The organism is Pedobacter sp. 05L430 (genome assembly GCF_056397585.1).
Window position 1 is genome coordinate 14,830 of sequence record NZ_JBFTNT010000013.1, and the last position, 21,879, is coordinate 36,708.

The 21,879-nt window shown below is 42.5% G+C and carries 15 protein-coding genes; 2 read left to right on the forward strand and 13 right to left on the reverse strand.

What is annotated here, in order from left to right; genetic code table 11:
- Positions 1-4,386 (reverse strand): CusA/CzcA family heavy metal efflux RND transporter, encoded by a 4,386-nt coding sequence (locus AC1DG9_RS05120; RefSeq protein WP_337715730.1) that lies wholly within the window; start codon positions 4,384-4,386, stop codon positions 1-3.
- A 94-nt stretch (positions 4,387-4,480) separates the two neighbouring features.
- Positions 4,481-4,798 (reverse strand): hypothetical protein, encoded by a 318-nt coding sequence (locus AC1DG9_RS05125; protein WP_172660821.1) that lies wholly within the window; start codon positions 4,796-4,798, stop codon positions 4,481-4,483.
- 151 nt (positions 4,799-4,949) lie between these two features.
- Here AC1DG9_RS05125 and AC1DG9_RS05130 point away from each other — a divergent pair, with 151 nt between their 5' ends.
- Positions 4,950-6,446, forward strand: a complete 1,497-nt coding sequence (locus tag AC1DG9_RS05130; protein ID WP_288879884.1) for a sulfatase family protein — start codon at positions 4,950-4,952, stop codon at positions 6,444-6,446.
- 52 nt (positions 6,447-6,498) lie between these two features.
- Complete coding sequence (locus AC1DG9_RS05135) at positions 6,499-7,050, forward strand: hypothetical protein (RefSeq protein WP_172660823.1); 552 nt, start codon at positions 6,499-6,501, stop codon at positions 7,048-7,050.
- A gap of 7 nt (positions 7,051-7,057) precedes the next feature.
- On the opposite strand, the gene AC1DG9_RS05140 is transcribed toward AC1DG9_RS05135, so the two are convergent.
- The 11 genes from AC1DG9_RS05140 to AC1DG9_RS05190 form a co-directional block, all read right to left on the reverse strand.
- The gene (locus tag AC1DG9_RS05140) at positions 7,058-8,458 is read right to left on the reverse strand and encodes a sialate O-acetylesterase (protein ID WP_288879882.1); all 1,401 of its coding nucleotides are present in this window, start codon (positions 8,456-8,458) and stop codon (positions 7,058-7,060) included.
- Positions 8,459-8,468: 10 nt separating this feature from the next.
- Positions 8,469-9,707 carry an MFS transporter gene (locus tag AC1DG9_RS05145; protein ID WP_288879880.1) on the reverse strand — a complete coding sequence of 413 codons (1,239 nt, stop codon included), beginning with the start codon at positions 9,705-9,707 and terminating at the stop codon, positions 8,469-8,471.
- Positions 9,704-10,729 (reverse strand): galactose oxidase, encoded by a 1,026-nt coding sequence (locus AC1DG9_RS05150; RefSeq protein WP_288879878.1) that lies wholly within the window; start codon positions 10,727-10,729, stop codon positions 9,704-9,706. The genes AC1DG9_RS05145 and AC1DG9_RS05150 overlap by 4 nt, the downstream gene beginning before the upstream one ends.
- A 38-nt stretch (positions 10,730-10,767) precedes the next feature.
- Positions 10,768-11,679, reverse strand: a complete 912-nt coding sequence (locus AC1DG9_RS05155; protein WP_288879877.1) for a dihydrodipicolinate synthase family protein — start codon at positions 11,677-11,679, stop codon at positions 10,768-10,770.
- 25 nt (positions 11,680-11,704) lie between these two features.
- Positions 11,705-12,871: a sialidase family protein gene (locus AC1DG9_RS05160; protein WP_288879875.1), complete on the reverse strand. Its 1,167-nt coding sequence runs from the start codon at positions 12,869-12,871 to the stop codon at positions 11,705-11,707.
- Positions 12,872-12,882: 11 nt separating this feature from the next.
- Entirely contained in the window at positions 12,883-13,821 is a 939-nt protein-coding gene (locus AC1DG9_RS05165; protein WP_288879873.1) for a dihydrodipicolinate synthase family protein, read from the reverse strand.
- Positions 13,822-13,842: 21 nt separating this feature from the next.
- Complete coding sequence (locus AC1DG9_RS05170) at positions 13,843-15,312, reverse strand: RagB/SusD family nutrient uptake outer membrane protein (RefSeq protein ID WP_477634370.1); 1,470 nt, start codon at positions 15,310-15,312, stop codon at positions 13,843-13,845.
- A gap of 11 nt (positions 15,313-15,323) precedes the next feature.
- Positions 15,324-18,695 (reverse strand): SusC/RagA family TonB-linked outer membrane protein, encoded by a 3,372-nt coding sequence (locus AC1DG9_RS05175; protein WP_172660830.1) that lies wholly within the window; start codon positions 18,693-18,695, stop codon positions 15,324-15,326.
- 75 nt (positions 18,696-18,770) lie between these two features.
- The gene (locus tag AC1DG9_RS05180) at positions 18,771-20,033 is read right to left on the reverse strand and encodes a sialidase family protein (RefSeq protein ID WP_477634371.1); all 1,263 of its coding nucleotides are present in this window, start codon (positions 20,031-20,033) and stop codon (positions 18,771-18,773) included.
- A 156-nt stretch (positions 20,034-20,189) separates the two neighbouring features.
- Entirely contained in the window at positions 20,190-20,876 is a 687-nt protein-coding gene (locus AC1DG9_RS05185) for a FadR/GntR family transcriptional regulator (RefSeq protein WP_172660832.1), read from the reverse strand.
- Positions 20,877-20,968: 92 nt separating this feature from the next.
- Entirely contained in the window at positions 20,969-21,811 is an 843-nt protein-coding gene (locus AC1DG9_RS05190) for a hypothetical protein (RefSeq protein ID WP_337715734.1), read from the reverse strand.
- Positions 21,812-21,879 lie beyond the last annotated feature (68 nt).

Sequence of the window (21,879 nt, forward strand, 5' to 3'; positions counted from 1 at the left end):
TTATAAACCACTGAGGTATTGAAGTGTATAAACTGATTGATTGTATTGATTGATAGCCTGCAAATAGCTAAAATGTGTTTCCGAATACGTCCTTAATCCCTGAAGATATTCTACATAACCGATCTCTCCGTTTTGAAACGCGATTTGCGATTGCTTCAAAATCAGGTTGGCATTCGGCAGGGCACTTTTTTTATAATAATCGATGCTCCGTGAGTTTTTAAGCAATGCCTGATTCGCCTTATTGTATTCGCCCTGCAAATTGGTCTGAAAAAGTTCATACTGACTTTCCGTAACCTGTTTTTCTATTCTGGCTGCTTTTATACGGGCCGAAAAAGGTTTAAAGAATAACGGAATGGCCACTCCTGCCTGTACCCCCTGAAATCTTTTACCACCATTAAAGTACTGGTCCTGTCCGTTTACCGTTTGCGTACCGATAATGGACTGGTTAAAATAACCAACAGTAAAATCAGGTCCTGAACGGGCTTTCTCTACACCTAGTGCTTTATCGGCAATATCAATCTGCTGTTTTTGCAGGGCAAGTTGCGGGTTTGCACCAACACTATTGCCAGCTGCAACATTCCATTCGGCCTGCGTAAATTGATCCTTAACAATTTCAACGGGTTGCTGCGTATTCAGCAATCGCTGCAGTTCAGAAGTATAAGCCAGTATATCTGATTCATTTTCACTCATCTGATTTCTTACTTCATTATACTGCGTTTCGGCAGTGGTTTTCTCCAGCAGGTTCGTCTCGCCTGTTTCATACCTTAAGGAAGCGGCTTTTAAGAAATTGCTGTATACGGAATCCTGACTTTGATACAGATCTTTTAAAGCAATAAAATAAGCAAGGTGCATATAAGTACTTTTAACCTGATAGCTCAGTTCGTTTTGCGTAACGGCCACATTAATCTCTGCACCCTTGATCTGCGCATCATACAGATTACGCTGATTTTTAAACAGTCCGGGATTCGGAATACTCTGGGAAACACTAAAATTATTGTCCTTTTTAATTCCATTAATTTGTCCATACTGCACATCAAGATTGGTTTTTCCTAAGTCGGTCGAACTGCCTCTCAATGCCTGTTGCTGATTTACCTGAAGGCCTGAAGATTTCATGGCCTGGTTGTTTTTAAGAGCAGTTTGCACGGCCTGTTCCATTGTAAGCGGAATCCTTTTTAAAGACGTTTGTTGTGCATTTGCCGCAGCAGGTACGGTAAAAGTGAGCAAAGCAATAACGACAATTATTGCAACTGGAACACCTGTTTTAGGCTTACGTTTATAGCCTTCGAAATAAGTATATAACACGGGTAATACAATTAAAGTTAAAATAGTAGAGGTAATGAGACCACCGATTACAACGGTAGCAAGTGGCTTTTGAACCTCTGCGCCCGCCGCTGTTGAAATGGCCATAGGCAAAAAGCCCAACGAAGCCACGGTTGCGGTCATCAATACTGGTCTCAAGCGGATGGCTGTACCTTTAAGCACAATTTCATCCAATCCATATTTATTAAGTTTCCGGAGCCTGTTAAACTCGGTGATCAGTACAATCCCATTTAATACCGCAACACCAAAGAGCGCAATAAAACCAACTCCTGCAGAAATACTGAAAGGCATTCCACGAAGCAGCAGCGCAAAAATACCACCTATTGCCGCCATTGGAATGGCAGAAAATATAAGTACCGATTGCTTAACCGATCCAAATGAGAAATACAATAAAAGCAGGATTAGCGCCAGGGCAACAGGAACAGCAATAGAAAGCCTTTGAGTTGCTTCTTTCAGGTTTTCAAACTGACCGCCATAAGTGATGTAATAACCGGTTGGCAACTTGATCTGTGCGTTGATCTTTTCTTCAATCTCGGTTACCACACTGGCAATATCGCGACCTCTTACATTTAATCCAACAATGATCCTTCGCTTGGTATCTTCACGCTGGATCTGATTTGGCCCCACCTTAAATTCTACATCAGCAAGCTGATCAAGGGGAACCTGATTGCCGTTAGGTGCCGATACGTAAACATTTTTTACATCGCTGATGTCTTGCCTGTTCTGTTGCGACAAGCGCACCACCATATCATAGCGCTGCTCACCCTCGTAAACTACTCCGGCAGACTGGCCCGCAAAGGCGGTATTAAGGGCTTGGTTTACCTTATCAACGGTTAAGCCATACTGAGCAATCCTATCCCGGTTGATCTTTACAACGATCTGCGGAAGACCCGTAGCCTGCTCCAGATAAAGGTCTTTTGCACCCTCAACTGTAGAAACAATTTTGCCGATCTTTTGCGAAATATCGGTTAAAGCACTTAGGTCATCTCCAAAGATTTTTATTCCGATATCCTGCCTTACTCCCGAGATCAGCTCGTTAGAGCGAAGCTGAATAGGCTGAGAAAAACCAAAGCTTACGCCAGGCACATCCTCAAGGGCTTTACCCATAAGTTCGGCCAGTTCTACCCTGTCATTAGTGGTTGTCCAGTCTTTTTTATCTTTTAAAATAATGGTAAGATCACAGGCCTCCATAGGCATTGGATCGGTCGGAATCTCGGCTGCACCAATCTTTCCGATCACCTCTTTTACCTCTGGAAATCTCTTAACCAGGATATCAGATGCCTGATTTACTTTATCTATGGTCTGCGAAAGCGAGCTTCCGGTAAGCAAACGGGTTTCAACAGCAAAATCTCCTTCTTCGAGGGTTGGAATAAACTCTCCTCCCATTCTCAAAAACAGCAATATACTGATGGCTAAAAGTATTATAGACGACGCCACCACAGCCATACGTTTACGCAAAGCGGCACGTATAATCGGTGTATACTTCCTTTGAAAGAAATCCATCATACGGTCAGAAAAATTCCTTTTATGCGTTGCTTTTTTACTTAATACCAGCGATGATACCATGGGCACATAAGTAAGCGATAGCAGGAAGGCGCCAAGAATAGCAAATGAAACAGTTTGCGCCATGGGGCCAAACATTTTCCCTTCTATACCCACCAACGCAAGAATGGGCAGATATACAATCAGAATAATGATCTGACCAAAAGCAGCAGCACTCATCATACGCACAGAAGATTTCTCCACCTCTGCATCCATTTCACGTTGGGTATAGGCCCTGCCTAATTTATTGCCTGCCAAAATATGCATGGTGGCTTCCACGATAATTACAGCCCCATCTACGATCAGGCCAAAATCGATAGCACCCAGGCTCATCAGGTTTCCTGATACCCCGAAGAGGTTCATTAACGAAATGGCGAAAAGCATGGACAGCGGAATAACCGAGGCGACTACCAATCCGGCCCGGAGGTTCCCTAAAAAGAGCACCAATACAAAGATCACAATTAACGCTCCCTCTATAAGGTTTTTAGCTACGGTACCCATGGCACGGTCTACCAATGCACTTCTGTCTAGAAAAGGTTCAACAACAACCCCTTCGGGCAGGGTTTTATTGATCCGCTCTATTTTAGCTTTAACCTTTTTAACCACATCGTTGGCATTGGCACCTTTCAGCATCATTACGATACCGCCAACGGCTTCGCCATGGCCCTTGGAGGTTGCCCTGGTCAGTGCTCCATAACGGATAGAACTGCCCAACTGAACGGTGGCAATGTCGCGGATAAGCACCGGAATCCCATTGGCATTGTTCTTAACCACTATTTTATTGATATCATCTAAACTGCCAATTAAGCCCTCACTTCGGATAAAATAAGCAGTCGGTTTTTTATCAATATAAGCACCTCCTGTATTTTGGTTACTGGATTCTAAAGCGGTAAAAACATCAGCAATACTTAAATTAAGGCCTCTTAACTTATCAGGATCAAGGGCAATTTCGTACTGCTTTAATAAACCGCCGAAACTGTTTACTTCGGCAATACCGGGAGTTCCCAGCAATTGTTTCCTCACAATCCAGTCCTGAATACTTCGCAGGTCACGGGCATTGTATTTCTCTTCAAAGCCCGGTTTTGCATGGATTACATACTGATATATTTCGCCCAGTCCGGTTGATATCGGAGATATTTCGGGATTCCCCAATCCTGCCGGGATGTTGTTCTTTGCTTCGGCAAGCTTTTCATTAACCTGCTGGCGCGCCCAGTAAATATCCACATCATCATGAAAAACGATGGTTACTACCGATAAGCCGAATCTGGAAATAGAGCGTACCTGTTCAATTTCGGGTATGGTAGACATGGTTTGCTCCACCGGATAAGAGATGAGCCTTTCTACCTCCTGAGTAGCCAAAGAGGGGCTGAGTGTGATGACCTGTACCTGGTTATTTGTAATATCGGGTACGGCATCTATAGGTAATTGTTTTAGCGAATATACACCCCAGGCAATAAGCGCGAGGGTAAATAATCCTATAACTAATTTGTTCTGTATAGAAAACTGAATGATTTTTTTCAGCATTGAATTTTAAATTAGGTTAAAGAAAAAACAAGGCAATGCATAACGGAATCATTCCATGAGGATAGATCCGGTGCAATAAAACCTGAAATTTAAATTAACCTAACTTAGGTGGCTGCCAGACTGAAGGATCATTAGACGCGATATGGCCGGGAGCGATATCTGAATACTCTTTATCAATAATCAATGAAACCGTACTGGTTAATAATGTTTGCGTTACAACCGTTGGTGTACTGCAGCAACAGCATACGCAAAACGGAGAGCAATCGTCATTTGCCAGGCTGTTGTGATCATCGGCATGCCCTGCTTTTGAAACGCTGGTCTGTTCAGAAACTTTGGCGTTGGCGAAATCCTTGCAAGGCGTAAAGCTCACAACAATAATGATCAAACAAATAAGCCAACTGAAGAATTTCACAGCAAACAATTTTTCCAAAAGTATAAAAAATTCTAATATTCCGTATCTTATCCACAAATTCAAACCTGTTACTTTTTAAGAAGATATGATAAGATCAGTCATTTTTTGGAGTGTCGCCTGCATACTTGCAATATTGGCAAGCCTAAAATTTATGGGGTCAAAAACCAAAGCTACCCCACAGCCATCAGATCAACCCAATATCATTGTAATTATTTCCGACGACCATGCTTATCAGGCAATTGGCGCCTATGGCAATAAAATAGCACATACACCAAACATAGACCGGCTTGCCAAAGAAGGCGCATTGCTAACAAATCAGCTGGTTACCAATTCCATATGCGGACCAAGCAGAGCCTGCTTTTTAACCGGCAAGTACAGTCATATAAACGGCTACAAAGCAAACGACGGCAAGTTTAACGTGGATCAGCAACTGCTACCGCGACTATTGAGCAGTGCCGGCTATCAGACCGCATGGATTGGCAAATGGCATTTAGGTACTTTACCGGGCAAGGCATTTGACCATTGGGAAATTATGCCCGACCAGGGATTTTATTACAACCCTGATTTTATCAATAAAAACAACGATACCACCCGAACCGAGGGATATGTTACCAATATTATTACCGATAAGGCAACGCAATGGCTAAACTCACGTGATAAAAGCAAGCCTTTCTTTTTGGTAGTAGGCGAAAAGGCTACCCACAGGGAATGGTTACCAGATATTCAGGATCTAGGTGCTTATGATGATATAGATTTTCCGCTTCCCGCAACATTTTTTGATGAATACGAAGGAAGGCCCGCAGCCAAACAGCAGTACATGACCATTGCAAAAGCAATGGAACTTGATCGCGACCTAAAGGTTAATGTGGATTTTAACAATTTCAATCTTTATAAAAGGATGAACCCTACTCAACGTAAAGCCTTTGCAGATTATTACCAGCAAAAGGTCACCAAAGATTTTGAACAGAAAAAACCATCGGGCAAAGCCTTAGCCACCTGGAAATACCAGCGTTATATGAAAGATTATTATGCTACTGCAAATTCGCTGGACCGGAATATCGGTGAAATCCTTAATTACCTTGATAAAGCAGCGCTAAGCAAAAATACCATTGTAATTTATGCCTCAGATCAGGGTTTTTACTTAGGAGAGCATGGTTGGTTCGATAAGCGTTTTATGTACGAAGAATCTTTAAAAACACCCTTCATAGTAAGATATCCCGGTAAAGTAAAAGCAGGGAGTACCATTAACAATATAGTGGCCAACATAGACTGGGCACCTACTTTATTGGACATTGCAGGTGCTAAAGTACCAGCCGACATACAAGGAAAATCTTTCTGGCCTTTGCTTAAAGGCAACAAAACCGGAAAACCAGATAAGCCTGTTTATTATCACTACTATGAATACCCCGGTCCGCATTTGGTAAACCCTCACTTCGGCATCAGAACCAATCAATACACGCTGATCCGTTTCTATGGAAAGCTTAATTACTGGGAGCTTTATGATGTAAAAAAAGACCCCGGCGAATTGAAGAACCTGGCTGATCTTAAAGAATATGCACTGGTCATGGCCGATCTAAAGAAAAAGCTAAACTCAGCTACCCACGAATACAAGGACGAGGAAGCCGAACAAATTATAAAAAATTTATAATTTGACATTTATTTGATAATATTCCTTATATTCCGTTATTAAAGGGGAAATTATGAGGTTATTATTCATGTTTACATTTTGCCTGTTTGCTATAACTGCAGTAGGCCAAACCAGTCCGGTATCTGATAAAGTAAATGTTGTTTATGAAAAGGATGCTAAGAAGCTGCCAGCGGGAATCCAGCCTAAGTATTTTCTGGATAGTGTGCTAATCGGTTCCTGCCTTCCGCTCTTCAGTCAGGAAGAAATTAAAAACATTAATGTAAGTACTGATAGTAAAATCGGTGAAGTTTATGTAATGACTAAAAATCCCGGGGCATTCAGGTTCATGACCTTAGATGAGATCAAAAACAAATATGTAAAATCTCCATCGCCTGCCACCTTGTATATGATAGATAATGACCTGGTAAAGGGCAATATAGCCAACCTTAAAATTGATGAGAATTACATTCTAAATATTAATATTTTGTCTGAAAGTGATTTTGGTTCTTTAAAAGGAGCTGTAAAAGACATCGACATCATCAAGATCACCACTAAAAGCAAAGAAAACCTGGAGAGAGCAGGCCAGGTTTATATAAGAGGGACTGAGTTTCAGGCAGGGTTATAAAGCTGGGTTACCAGCTATCCGTCCTAAAGGGTTCAGCAGGCAATCCTTCTACGTTATACAAATTTCCCTCTGCTCTGTCTTTAAAGGCATATCTAACAGCGACCGGGCTTTTAACCGACTCACTGCTTACTACTACCGTTTTGCCTTTAATTAATGCTTCGGCTGGATAAAACACCTTATCAATACCGGCGATCTCGAAAGAAATCAGCTTCTGATCATAAGCGGTCAGTCCGTTGGGGATTTCATCAAAGCTCAGCACCGCCTTGTCGCCCGTTATTTCTAAAGATTTATAAACCGGCCCCCTGAATACAATGCCTTGTTTGCCATAAGTATTGTTAAGTGCCCAATAAGCCAGCCTTTTACTGATAATGGTTTTATCAGGCGGATGGATGGTAGTCATACTGCCCACATCAACACTAACCACCATTCCGGAGTTGGGTATCAGTTTCATTGCTCTTGATTGCGCTTCATACAAAAGCGGTATCTGATCCGCATGGTCCTTATACACGTTTGGTGCAATCTGCACATAGTAAAAAGGCCATTCACCGGAGTTCCATAGCTGTCGCCACTGCTTAACCATAGCCGCCATTTTTTTATCGTAAGTAAGTGGGTTCATCCTGTTATTTTCTCCCTGATACCATAATGTGCCTTTAATGGAATAACCAATAATCGGGTTGATCATGGCATTAAATAATACCCCCGGGTTGTTCTTGGCAATTTTAGCGGTATCGGCCGGAATTTTAAAATCATTGAATCCCTGCAGGCTGCTTGTGGTCATCCATGCTTCGATGTCTGTACCCCCAAATGCCGATTGGATAATCCCAACAGGGACTTTTAGTCTTTTCTGAAGTATCCTTGCAAATTGATAACCAACCGCACTAAACTCTTTAACTGAGGCTGCATCGGCACTTTCCCATTTGGCATCCAATTGTGTTTGCGGGGTTTTAGACATTTTCTTTTCTACTCTGAACAACCTGATGCCCGGCTCATCGGCATCCATTAATATCTCGTTAGAATTCAAAATTGGCTGATTGGCATATCCCTTCACGGGCATTTCCATATTTGACTGGCCAGAGCACAACCATACTTCTCCAATAAAAACATCATCCACTACCAGTTTACTGCCATCGTTAAAAGTAATTTTGTAAGGCCCACCGGCTTTAGGAGTGGCTACAGCCAGCCTCCATGTTCCTTCCTTTGTGGTGTTAACGTTGTATACTTTTTGGTTCCAGGAGGTCTGTACGGTTACTTTTGCATTGGCTTTGGCTGTACCCCATAAGGTAACATTGCTTTGCTGCTGTAATACCATGCCACTGGAAATGATGGCCGGCAAGGTTACATTTGCTTTAAGGACTGTGGTATTCCATAAAAGCATTACAGATACCAGGACAATAAAATGTTTTTTCATACCACTAAATTTATACATTATTCTTTTTTAGTTTCACCGCAAATAACGACCATGTGGCCAATAGCATTGCAACTGCTGAAACCTGATAAACAATAGAAAGATCAACCTGAGCATCTTTTAATGCACCACCAACATACACCATTAAACCACCAATAATTGTACTTAGAAAATTAAGGAATCCATAACCTGTGGCGATGTATCTTCCATCGGCCACTTGTCGTAATATCGGCATTAAATTCGCGTCATTAAACCCTCTTGCCAAACCAAAGACAAGCATGGCAATAATGGCGATGCTGAAGACATTTGTAGAGGCCATTAGAAACAAGAAAGGCGCACCAAGTGTAAAACCAATGATGAGCATGTACAAACGGCCCCTGTTATTTTTTCGGGTCCATCTATCGGCCAGAATCCCCCCCACAATTACGCCCACAAAGGAACCGATCTGGATATAACCTGTTGCCGAAATACCGGCCTGGCCAAGATTAAGGTTAAAATGGTCTTTTAGAAACGTTGGCAGCCAGCCATAAACAAGCCAGTTTACAATACCCAATATGGCAAAATAGAACAACAGGATAAAGAAAGAGGCTTCACTAAAAAGTACTTTTAAAGCTCCTGTAAGGCTAATTTTCGGCATTACCTCTTCTTCTCCTTCTGTAACCACAACAGGATCAGGCTTATGGTCCCTCAACACATACAACAGAATCAGGGAATACACAATACCTACAATTCCAAAAACATGGAATCCGGAACGCCAGCCCCACAATTCGGCAATATATCCGCCTAAGCCACCAAGTGCCAGACCTGCATATAAACCACTCATATGCAAGCCCGTTGCAAGGGAACGGGTTTTTCCTTTATGATAATCGGTAATTAAAGCCAGTGCCGCAGGGATATAGCAAGCCTCGCTTACGCCCATTAAAAAACGGGCAGCCAGCATTTCGTGAAATGAGGTGGTAAAGCCGGTCCATAAAGTAACCACCGACCAAACCATTACACTAAAAACAATTACCTTTTTTCTGCTGTACCTATCGGCAAAGTAACCGCCAAAAGGACTTAAAAAACCGTACGACCATAAGAATACAGAGGTAAGCAATCCAAATTGTGCATCAGTTAAATTGAAATCTGTAACAATAGGATCGCGCATCGAGGTAATTAAAATACGATCCAGATAGTTTAAAAAAGCCACTATCCATAGCATGGCTACAATGATCCACGAGTAGAAGGAGGTAGTTTGTCTGGAATTCTTCATTTGTAAGTTGCGATTAATACGTTAGGGGTTCTCACTGCAGGTCTGATTTCGCCACCGGGAATAATTACATTTCCGTTCCAGACTGTTAAAGTTGTAGTTACAGGCGGCCGGGTAGCAAATGCCTTTCCATCAGACGTCCAGGTATTGGTAAGCGTATTATAATTTAAAATTCTATTTGAAAAGCCAGGGTGTTTTTCTTTTAATACCACTGCGCTTGCGGCTAGTTTACCATCATCGCCACCAAATATTTGTAATGAGGATTGCCCTAAAGCATAAGCAGGCGTTGGAGCCGCCGCTACCGAAGTTGGAAGGTCTGCTATCTTCTTCCATCCTGTTTCGGGCTGATACCGATAAGCATCTTTTAAATACTCGCGGCTGCCATCGATCAGTGCTACCCCGCTAAACAGGTAAAATGCATCACCTTGTGCACCGGCAACGCTAAGCATTCGTGGGGCGCCCAGCCAGGTTGGCAATACCTTCCAGCCCTTTTCAATTGCATTAAGATCCAATGCCCAGAAATTAGCTCCGGCAACCTTATCATCTGGTTTCTCAATTCCGCCGGCAACATAAATTACACTTCCAACCAGCGCCGCCGATGTATTTGCAATTGCATGAGGCAGGTTTGGCAAGTTGACGGTTTCAATTTTCCCGTTCTTATAATTCAGCATAAACACTTCTGCACGGTGGCCTTTTTCATTACTGCCTCCAAGAATAATTACGGCATCTTTCCAGTTTATGGAAGCCCCGTAGCCTAATGGATAGGGTAATTTACCTGCTTCTTTCCATTTCCCTTTTGGGTTTTCGAGAACAAAAATATGATCATGCCATGCCTTGGCAGAGCCCGTCCACGGTGCACCGCCATCGGGGAAATTTGCACCACCGGCAACCAGTAATGCGCCATTGGAAACACCGGCAAAAGAACCTGCAAAACCAACGCGATCAGGAACCGGCGGCAGGCTGCTCCATAATAAGCCAGACCTGGAGACCTGCTGCGCCAGCCCTTTATTTAAGAGTATAGTCATAAAAAAAATAAGAAGAAGATTAAAGTACCTGTTCATCATCAGGATTGTTTAACGATATCGAAAAATCCGATCTCATCAAGGGATGTTTTAAATTGTGCCGCTTGTGCATCTGAAAGAGGCTCAAGAGGTAATCTGCAAGCACCTAACTCCAGTCCCTCCATTTTCATGATGGCCCGCTGTGCAGGAATTGGCGGATATTTAACCAAAGCGCGAACCATATTTACCGAATGCAGCTGCATGGCTGCTGCTTCCTCCTGCTTTCCTTCATTGTAAAGCTTTATTACTTTCAAATACAGTGGAGCAGCGAAGGTATAGGTGCTGCCAATAGCCCCCTTTGCCCCTACTGCAAGTGCAGGAAGCAACATTTCATCGTAACCAAAAAGGATATCAAATTTTCCGTTCTTATAATTCAGACAGGCCTGGTATTCATGCAAGGTAGAGGCGGTATACTTAATCCCGGCAAGGTTAGGAATTACCTTTTCTGCCTGCTCCAAAAAGGTGATCATATCCATACCTACCCCGGTAAGGGTTGGGATGCTATAGTAATAAAATGGTGTATTGGGTGCGGCTGATGCAATCTCCGCCATGCTCTTAACAAGATTATCAACACTTGTTGGTTTAAAATAAAAAGCGGCAACAGAAGAAATGGCATCGGCACCAATCTGCTCCGCATGAGCTGCAAGCTTGCGGCATTCCTGAATGGAGCTATGCCCTACATGCACCAGTACAAGGATACGTTTGGCCGCAGCCTTCACATAAGCTTCGGCAATAGCCATCCGCTCTTCAATTGTTAGGTTTGGCCCTTCGCCATTGGTGCCGCAAATAAAAACGCCAGATAATCCATCAGCTATCATTTTGTCGACTATCGTTGGGATAATGTCTAAATTAATTGTTCCATCTTCACGATAAGCCGCAAAAGTGGCGGCTATTAATCCGGTTATTTTGTTCATATATATTAGATTGTTTGTTGATTATTTATTTCTCGTTGGGAGTTGTAAGCCATTTAGCGTTAAACCTTTTAAGCACCATGGAATAATTAAAGTCGTTGCTGGTATTGGTTTCGTACAGGCAATAAATGGTTCCATCTGGTGTAACAGCCACATCAGAATAGCCTGATGAACCCGCATTGATCACTTTCTTTACCGCCCAGGTTTGTCCTTCATCATAACTAACTCTGGCAGTAAGGTTTTTGCGTGGCGGTTTAGGTACGTCTTTGGTATCTGGGTTGATAAAAAGCATACCGGATTTCTGTTTATCCTGCAACCTGATGATGGTAGCCATGCATATTGGCTCGTATAATTCTTCGTCAAATACAGGCTTTGTCCATCCGCTTATTCCATCATTGCTATAGCTGATTCCTCTGCGGTGCTCATCAGAAGTATTTCTGATGTTTACCATCACACGGCCATCATTAAGTTCAATTGCCATGGTTTCACTTGGGTTTTTAAACTCCGGGGTGTTGCCGGCAATGATGGCACCACGTTTCCAGGTCTTACCCAGATCATCACTATAAATTGTAGCAATGCAAGATGGCGCATGGCTTCTTCTTGGTGTAGTTTTAGCAGGATCGCTTAACCATACAGGCACCAGCAGCCGACCATTTTTTAACTGTATGCTGTGGCCCGGGCCAGGTGCCAGTACTTTCCAGTTATACTCTGGCTTGAAGGCCTCAAACGCATAGGTAATGTCTATTGCAGGGCTCCACGTTTTACCCTCATCTGTAGAACGGGTATAGTAAGCAGTAGCATAATCACGCTGATACAGCAGGTGAATGGTACCATCGCGATCTACAATTGGTGTAGCATTACTTGTTGGCTGTCCGCTTTTCCTTGCGGCAATCACTACATTACTTTCCCAGGTGCGTCCTCCGTCAGTGCTTCGGCGCATCAGTAGGTCCATATCAGCCCAATCGCTGGCTGTACCTATCCTTCCCTCACAAAATGCAAGCAATGTTCCTTTTTTGGTTGCTACCAATGCAGGTATCCGCATGGAGGCATATTCCCCTCCGGGTGAAAAGACCAGGGTACTGTCAAGCAATGCCCGATCGGCAGCGCCTTTTCTTGTTTTACATCCATTGCCAATCATGAGCAATACCAAGCTGGTACAAATTAGGATAAAGCAGTTTCTTAGTGTTTTTTGCATTTGGGAAAATATTAAACTTGGTTAGTAAAAACTTCAGGTAAAAGTTCAGCACATTTTTCTCTTACCGACAGTACCTCTGCCTGTGGTATCCATTTATAGGGCCAGCGCAGGCGGGTACTTATAGGCGTCCAACCACCTACAGCCGCCATAAATTTATCAACAGCCTGATTGGAGTATCCTTTATCTCTAATATAAGGAACAATACACTCCTCCATAAATTGCTGGATTCGGGCCTGCAGCTCAAAGGGATCTCCGCTGTGGTTTGCAATGTTATTATACCAGCGCTGTGCAAGCCCCGGATTTAAACAAGCTACATTGGAATAAGCACCATGGGCACCGTTTGCAATTCCCGTGGCCAGATGATGGCCGGGAATAAACACAGAAAACGGGATATTTATTGCATTCATTTCCTTGTACCACTGCTCATCGCCACCAGCAACTTTGCATCCTGCCAGAGGTATACCTGCTTCAAGTATTTCTGCAAATTCTTTCGGCAGAAGTTTTCTTTTGGCATGCGGGGGGTTGTATAAGATCAGCTTTATGGGATCGGCGGCCGCGCATATCACCTTTAAAAAGTCAATGATCTCTTCCATGGATGGCACAAACCAATCGGGCAAAATGATCTGTATGGCAGAGGGCTGCAGTGCCTTAGCGCGCTTAACCCTTTCCAATGATATTTTAGGGCTCATATGCGAGCAGCCAATTTGAAATGGCATACCTGCAGCATTACATTTTGTTGCAAGGATGCCGTTTACTTTATCAAATTCCTGCTCGGTCTGGTTATAGAATTCGCCGGCCGTACCATTAGAATAGATTCCATTTACGTTACTGGCAATCAATACATCAATTTCACTTTCCAGCTGTTCATAATTGATGCCGTCGTCATTGTTGATCGGAAGCAGCAAGGTTGCCCAATTGCCATAAATTTCATCTGCCTTTAGTGGAGTCATTTTATTCTGAATTGCTATAAATTAATATCCTTCTGTTTGTTTAATGTTAGGATTATTTGCAAATACCGTAGTATTTAGCGGCCAGAACAACGGAGTAGTTTTACCAACCAGGTTAGGAACATAGGTATACACATTAATGGTTCCCCCTTTATGAAAACGGACAAGATCGTACCAGCGCTTGTTCTCAAAAAACAACTCACGACCACGTTCATCAAGGATTTCACGCTCTACGTCGCTCTTAATGGTAGATGCTGTATAGTTCCCTGTATTGGCCCTTTGTCTTACTTTGTTCAGGTATTCAATTGCCAATGGTATGTTATTTAATCCGGCGTAAGCCTCTGCCTTCATCAAAAAGATATCCGACAAGCGATAGATGATCAGGTCATTATCAGAAACACGGCCATCGGCGTAGATGTTTCCGGAATATTTGGTGATCCATGAAATTTTCGGACCGCTTGCCTGCAGCTCCGTAATCCAGGTATATGGGATTCTTTTATCATCAGGGTTGGTAAATAAAGCTTTTGATTTTGGGCTAATCTGATAAGCACCCTGTCCATTTGCTGAGGTTTGCGCATAAGGGATTTTATCCAGATTCAATGCCCCATCAACCCCTGTTAGATAAGGAAGTGCATTTACACCATAATTGCCCCCAGCCTCATCCCTTTGAAAGTAAGCTGCCAGTGCCACCTCAGGATTGGTAGCTGCCCTTACCCCGGTTACATTTTTATAATCCTGGTTTAGGGTTAATCCCGATGCTTCTACCTCAGTAATTGCCGCAGCGGCAGCGGTAAGGTCAGCATCGCCACCACCAAGTACTTTTGCATTCCATAAGTATGCATCTGCCTTTAGTGYCATTGCTGATCCATATGCAAAGCGATATTTAGAAGGATAAGCGGTTTTTGAAAATCCACTTATAGCAGTAAAATTCTGGATGGCCAGATCCAGATCTGACTGGATCTGCTTCAAAACATCCACAGCTGTTGCCCTTGGCAGCAAAGGCACATTTTCATCTTCAACTGCGGTAAGCATTAAAGGCGCATCGCCAATGATGCGGGTAAGGTTAAAATAGAAATAGGCCCTTAAAGAATAGGTTTCTGCAAGGATCCTTCTCTTCGCATCCGGATTGCTTGCAAAAGAAAATCCTTCGATCTTTTTTAGCAATAAGTTGCAATGTCCGATGGCTTTGTACCAATCGTTATAATTAATTGCGCCTGAAGAAGGTGTAATGATCTGACTCCACGATACTCCAAACCTGGAATTAAGCGCAGCAACCAGTTCCTCGCTACGCTCAGTGCCGTACACAATATTATTGGCAAACAAACGCATATAAGTATAGATACCGGTAACGTATGGTTCAAAATCATTCTCATTTTTAAAGAATACCTCATCGGTGATACTTGATTGAGGATCTACTTCGAGCAGCTTTTTACAACCAGGAGATATGGCTGACAGAGATACTATGGCTATTATAATTAATGTAATCTTTTTCATAATTGGTTTTTTTAGAATTTCAATGTGGCCCCTAATAAAAATTGTCTTGGTCTTGGATAACCACCCGGATCAAAACCGGTATATACTTCAGGATTTAGCCCTTCATATTTGGTTAAATAGCCCACATTGTATACCGTAGCGAAAATATTAAGCCCCGAAGCTTTTATTTTTTCAAGTACTTTTTTTGGAACATCATAAGAAATTGAAATCTCCCTAAAGGCCAGGAAATCGCCTTTAGAATACATTGCAGATACATCTGAATTGTAACTATTGTTATTTCCAAGCGGCGCGTTGCGTAAGTAATTGCGCTGTCCGAAATCATAATCTGCAAAAGAGAAACGGGCATATTTTTTACCCTCATCACCTTGTTTCTGCCAGATATCCGGACCAATAGCGATTGATGGTGCACCTTCGTTAAATGCCCTGCCCTGGCCTAGTGAACGGGCTAAAGCGCCATTACTGATCAGGTGCCCCATGGCATAATCCACTGTAAACCTTAATGAGATGTTTTTATAACTAAAGGTATTTTGCATACCTCCCATTTTATTAGGATTTCTATAACCCATAAAAACCTGGTCTTTTGTATCAATCACCCCATCACCATTCACATCATCAAAAATATAATCGCCACCACGTTTCCCTACTGTTATCCCCTGCGGAGAAGCAAGGTTATCTTTTACCTTGGCATTCCAGGCTTTAGCCTCCTCGTCTGTAGCAAACACACCCGTTACCCGGTATGCATAGATTGGGTAAGGACGCTCCCCTTCTGCAAAACCTCCTGCTTCTACCAATGAATTGGAAGCCGGATCGAAGATCATATCACCACCTTGTCTGTTCTTCGCGCGACCATTATCAGGCAGTTTAGTAATTAAAGCCTGGTTGTATGCAAAAGAAAAATTAGCGTCCCATTTAAAATCATTTCCTTTAATGATGGCTGCACCAAGTTCAATTTCCACACCTCGGTTGCGCAGCTCGCCGTTGTTAAATGCGATTGACCCAAAAGGAGATTCCGATGGCAAAGGTTTAGAAGCCAGCCTGTCTTTGGTTCTTTTGTTATAATAATCTACAGTCAGGTTAATGCGGCTGTTTAAGAAAGAAGCATCAAATGCCAAATCAGTAGTTTCAGTTGATTCCCAACGCAGGTTATAGTTTGCCAGGTTGGACCTTAAAATACCGGAGCTTTGTCCATAATTAGCTGTTCTGTTATCCAGAACCGAAGCATAGCCCCCATAGGTATCAGTAATACTCAGGTCGCTAAGCCCCGCTGCACCCCAGCTTGCTCTTAGTTTTAAAGCATTAATCGCTTTTACGTTCCAGAAATCTTCTTTATGAACATTCCATCCAATGGAAGCCGAAGGGAAGAATGCGTATTTGTTTTCAATGGCAAAGTTCGAGAAACCATCGTAACGAAGTGAACCACTGAACAGGTATTTAGCTTTGTAATCATAGTTCACCTGTGTAAATGCACTGGCAGATCTGGATTCGCCAATGGTAGTAGCAAAGTTGGTAACATTACTCATCACCACCCCATTGATTACGGTTGTTGGTGGTTCGTTTATGGTATAGATATAATCGTTGCTTCCTCTTTGAGAACCTAAGCTGGCCACGTGATCTGTGTTCCTGATAAAATTAACCCCACCAAGGGCAGTAAAATTATGCACATCTTTTATACTAAAATCGTATTGCAAAACCTGATCGATCATCAGCTGTCTTGCGTTTTTGGTATAGTCATTTTTCTGACGCTGTGTGGACGGCTGCACCTCATCGGCAGGTGTTCCCTTTCTCATGAACAGTTCTTTATAATCATCTATCAGATAAGAAAAGGAAGGTTTAAAATGCAACCCTTTGGTGATGGTCAAATCGCCGGCAACCCTGGATACCAACCTTTCACTTGAGGTACGGGTATCATCATACATCAATGTATGGAAGCGGTTACGAACAGTATACAGCTCACCCGGCATTGGATTTCCATCGTCCTTAAAAGTACGGATCAAAGGCGTAATGCGTGTACCTCTAACCAGCTCATTTTGAAAACCATCTACATAATTAGGCATTACGTTCTGATAGTTTAACATCACATCGATGCGGAAATTATCTGCAGCTTTGAACCCGAAATTTCCAAGTCCATCATAACGTTTGTATTTGGTTCCCACAAAGGTACCTGCCTGATTGGTATACCCCATCGACAGGTTAAAGTCAGATTTTTCGCCACCCCCACTGATAGACAGGTTTTCGTTACTGCTCAAACCAGTGTTCCAAAGCATATCCTGATAGTTGTTATCCGCATATAATAGTTTTGTACCCGGGTTAATGGGATCGTCCATTACTTTCCAGCCTTTGGACAACAGGTTGTCTACGTAAGATTGTCCTTCTACAGATACGATATTATCATATAAGGCAGTAAGGTTAATGTTTTTACCATACTGGCCTTTTTGTGTATAAACACGAGTACCTGCAGAGAAACCACCATTGTTTAACAGGTTGTTTTTATCAAGTGCATCAGCAGTATTTTTAACTGTGGTACGCGCCAAACGCAGGTATTGTTCGGCATTCAGGTAATCGTAATCCCTTGCTGGCGTTTCCCATGTGGTTCTGTGGTTTAGCGCAATGGTCATTTTACTATTCGCTTTACCACCTTTTGTTTTGATTACAATAACCCCATTTGCACCCCTTGCCCCATATATTGCGGTTGAAGCTGCATCCTTCATCACCTGCAGTGATTCTATATTATCAGGATTCACATCATTCATAGACCTGAATACCCCATCAACAATTACAAGCGGAGAACTGCTGTCGGAAGCACCTGTTGAACTACCGCCATTGTTACCCAAACCAGAACCATAAGCGTTAGGTTTGGTACCACCCCTGATGATGATGTTTGTAGCACCTACCCCGGGCTGCCCGGTGGTAACCGGTACCGAAACACCTGCAATTTTACCCTGCAGGGCCTGTACGGGATTTGGACTGGCGATGTTTTTTAGCTCATCGGCACCAAGCTTTGAAATGGCAGCTGTGGTTTTGGTTCTCGACTGCTGTGTATAACCCACAATCAAGACTTCTTCCATTGAAGTTACATCAGATTCCAGCACCACGTCAATTTGTTTTTGCCCGTTTACAGGCACCTCCCTGGCTTTAAAGCCAAGATAAGAGAATACCAAAATCCCTTGATCTGATGGTATTCTAATGGCGTATTTACCGTTCACATCGGTAGATATCCCGATAGTACTACCCTTAAGTTTTACACTAACACCCGGTAGTGTTTCCCCCCCTGCACCCGAAGTAACCTTCCCGGAGATTTGCAGTTCGCGTGTCTGCCCAAAGAGGTTTTTAGTTGCGAAAAAGCAACAGAGAACGGATAGAAAAATAAAAATCCTTTTCTTCATAACTGGTTTAATTTTAATATTTGGTTTATGGTTGTGATGTGCTCAAGGGATGATAAAAACACATCGTATTTGGTTTTATGGTTCTGTACTGCCGTTTAAGATCCAGGCGAGATTGAACTTGTTAAATTCAATAGATTTATTGCTGCTGGCTGAATCATGAACATTTTCATTGTATTCTACTAAGGCACCAATGCAGTAATCGGCGGTTTTTACCATGCTAGAGTAGCCACCGTAAGCTACAGTGCTGTTGGTATAATCGCAATTAGCAGTACTATAAAGTGCACGGCTTCTTGGCCAGGTAACCCCATCATCATAACTGATGCGCACGGTCATGTTACAACGCTGACCGGTTCCGTTGGGATTAAGGAATATGATCCTGTTCGGGTCGTCGGTATTATATCTTAACATGGAACCTTCGCACTTTGGATCGGGCAATGCAGTTACCGTTGAAAAAGCGGGGAAACCGCCGGCAATAGAACCCACTGATTTCCTTCTGGTTTTTGATAAATTCCACTCGGTAGTTCCCGGCCTGTCATTTCTCATCAGGCTTCCATTCATCAATTCCACTATGGTACTTTCATCTGTACCACCGGCAGTTAATTCATATTGCCATGTTGCACCATGATCATCACTATAAATATTTCTTCCGTATGCCGGAACAATCAACCTGCCGGGGTGATCGTATGCTGTTCTGATACCTATACCCGGACCAACACAATCCCATTTGTACGAAGGTGGCGTTAGGCTGCTCGTACGATCTAAGGGAACAGACCAGGTAACACCATCATCATCGCTATATGAAGTATGAATTTTTCTATCGCCCCATGCCTGAAAATCTGACCATTGGGCTTTAAACTCATCATTCCACTCCAGAAACAGCCAGATTCTTCCGTTTACGCCMTGAGTTGGGTCGTAAACAGCTGTTGGATTGCCCCATGTACCAGCGCCACTCCCAACAACTTCACCTAAGGTAGACCAGCTGGTTCCGTTGTTTACAGATCTTTTATATACAACATTGATATCGCCATAATCACTTGGGCTCCATCTTCTGCCTTCGGCAAAGGCAACCAGAGTTCCGTTCTTTGTTTTTATGATTGAAGGAATTCTGAAAGAATGGTATATACTTTCATTGCCTCCGTTAAATACGACCACACGCGTATTCACTGGAGCGGCCAGTACGGCAGCGGCTACCTTGGCTGTGCCTGAGGCTGTTGGTTTTTCAATGGTACTTGCACTTATTGAGTTTTTAGAACACCCGATGGCAAGAGAGACGATGAGAAGGAGACAGCAAGATACGATGACAAGATATTTGCTATCATTTTTTTTGAAGTGATTCATAGCGGTCATTTAATATTTGGTTATAAGCCCTTATGTAGGACATATCAAATGTGGGAACTATTTTTTATAAAAGCAAATATTTAAATTTCATTTATACAGGAACGGCCTCCAAATATAGTTTGAAGGCCGTTCCTGTATAAAGATGTAAAGCAAAAATTACTTTAACCGATCGAAATGAGGCTTAAGATGTGCCTCCATTCCCTTTTTAAAATCAGCTTTTGATCCTGTTTTCAGGATCTGAACCAGGTCCATATGGTTAATTTTTCCTCTTGTTGGCTTCTTTTCCAGGGTAACAACATAGTCGAAAATAGGAAGCAGCATGATTTGAAATCTTTTCAGTGTATCGTTGCCCGACATTTCGTAAAGCTTACCATGAAAAGCAATTTCATTTTTAATTCTGAATGAATTATCAAGGTTCACTTCTTTTTTAGCTATACTTTCCAATTCGGCAATATCCTTATCGGTTTTTCTGATGTAAATCAGATCAGCCAATCCCATTTCAAGTACAAGTCTGAGCTCAAAAATATCCTGAAGCGTTTCCTTATCTATTATCAACGGGTCAAGAACACGCTCAAACGTTCCCAGAATATCTGGTCTGGCCAGCACCATCCCTCTTTTCTTTTTAGTTTCAATCATGCCCAGCATACGCAGTCTGCTCAGTGCTTCTCGTAAAACATTTCTGCTTACACCTAAAGCTTCTGCCAGCTCCAATTCTTTTGGCAACGCATCGCCGGGCAGGAAGGACTTCTTTTTTAAATATTCTCTGAGTTTTACTTCAACAACATCTGCCATCGTAATTGACGCGATGGGAGCCAGATCTTTACTTAAATCGTTAATTGCCATAATGCATCAAAAATGAGATATTTTTTGTTAATATGTACTACAAGATAAAAATATTCTCACTCCACAATTTCGGCAAATTACTTTTTCTCAGCTTAATTTAAAGGCGGTGTATTCAGTGTAAGTATAGGCCAAACACCCGGTCTAGGGTAACTTACTCCTTTGGTTTCGCCTTTCGCAGCATCTGAACCAAAATAGTAGAGCGGATGACCTTTGTACGTTAGCTGATTTTTACCAACAGAAGTTATTACTGTAAAATCTGCTTTTTTTAGTACAGAGGGAATGTTTAAAATCTCCGATTCAAATATTGGCCATACGGCATTGTTACTAAGATCAGGCTTGGTAAAATTGTTTTTGTTAAAAGTATCGGGCGTAAAGGCATACAGTGTGCGGCCCTTTGCATCGGTTAGGTAAACGGTTATCCCCACTCCTTCTTTTGAATCGGCAGTATAATTTTTACCATCGTGACCAACTAATTGCTGGCTGGCCATCATGACAGAATAATCTGGTTTGGCAACAAACCAGATGCCACCTACCCCATCTCCTTTGATCTCGTCTTTGCCCTTATCGCCGGCATAATAATACAGTGGCCATCCTTTATAGGTAGTTTGTTTTGTACCATCGGCCCTTGTGATGGTGGCAATATCCGCAGCATTTAATCCTACGGGAGGGGTCGCATTTTCCGCATAATATACCGGCCATGTGATTAAGCAGCCATCAACACAAGTGGATGCACTATTGGCATCTTTTACAAAACAATAAAGGGTTTTACCTGTACCATCCGTAATAACACTACCGAAGGTTGCCGATGCTGCAAGTTTAAGGTCCAAAGAAACTTCTGGTTCTTTGATCACATCATCTTTTTTCTTTGAGCAGGCAGTAAAAAGTACTGCAGCTAAGCTAAACAGCACAACTTTTTTTTTGAATAAGGGTGACATAGTTGTTTTTTTTAAGGTGAATTAAAGAATTGATTGATAACTAATATGGATTACGGGAAGGCAGCATA

Bases quoted from the DNA above. Each gene is read 5' to 3' on its own strand.
- AC1DG9_RS05145 (WP_288879880.1), bottom strand. From the start codon at position 9,707: ATGAAGAATTCCAGACAAACTACCTCCTTCTACTCGTGGATCATTGTA.
- AC1DG9_RS05185 (WP_172660832.1), bottom strand. From the start codon at position 20,876: ATGGCAATTAACGATTTAAGTAAAGATCTGGCTCCCATCGCGTCAATT.
- AC1DG9_RS05190 (WP_337715734.1), bottom strand. From the start codon at position 21,811: ATGTCACCCTTATTCAAAAAAAAAGTTGTGCTGTTTAGCTTAGCTGCA.
- AC1DG9_RS05150 (WP_288879878.1), bottom strand. From the start codon at position 10,729: ATGACTATACTCTTAAATAAAGGGCTGGCGCAGCAGGTCTCCAGGTCT.
- AC1DG9_RS05135 (WP_172660823.1), top strand. From the start codon at position 6,499: ATGAGGTTATTATTCATGTTTACATTTTGCCTGTTTGCTATAACTGCA.
- AC1DG9_RS05130 (WP_288879884.1), top strand. From the start codon at position 4,950: ATGGGGTCAAAAACCAAAGCTACCCCACAGCCATCAGATCAACCCAAT.
- AC1DG9_RS05175 (WP_172660830.1), bottom strand. From the start codon at position 18,695: ATGAAGAAAAGGATTTTTATTTTTCTATCCGTTCTCTGTTGCTTTTTC.
- AC1DG9_RS05155 (WP_288879877.1), bottom strand. From the start codon at position 11,679: ATGAACAAAATAACCGGATTAATAGCCGCCACTTTTGCGGCTTATCGT.
- AC1DG9_RS05140 (WP_288879882.1), bottom strand. From the start codon at position 8,458: ATGAAAAAACATTTTATTGTCCTGGTATCTGTAATGCTTTTATGGAAT.
- AC1DG9_RS05160 (WP_288879875.1), bottom strand. From the start codon at position 12,871: ATGCAAAAAACACTAAGAAACTGCTTTATCCTAATTTGTACCAGCTTG.
- AC1DG9_RS05120 (WP_337715730.1), bottom strand. From the start codon at position 4,386: ATGCTGAAAAAAATCATTCAGTTTTCTATACAGAACAAATTAGTTATA.
- AC1DG9_RS05165 (WP_288879873.1), bottom strand. From the start codon at position 13,821: ATGACTCCACTAAAGGCAGATGAAATTTATGGCAATTGGGCAACCTTG.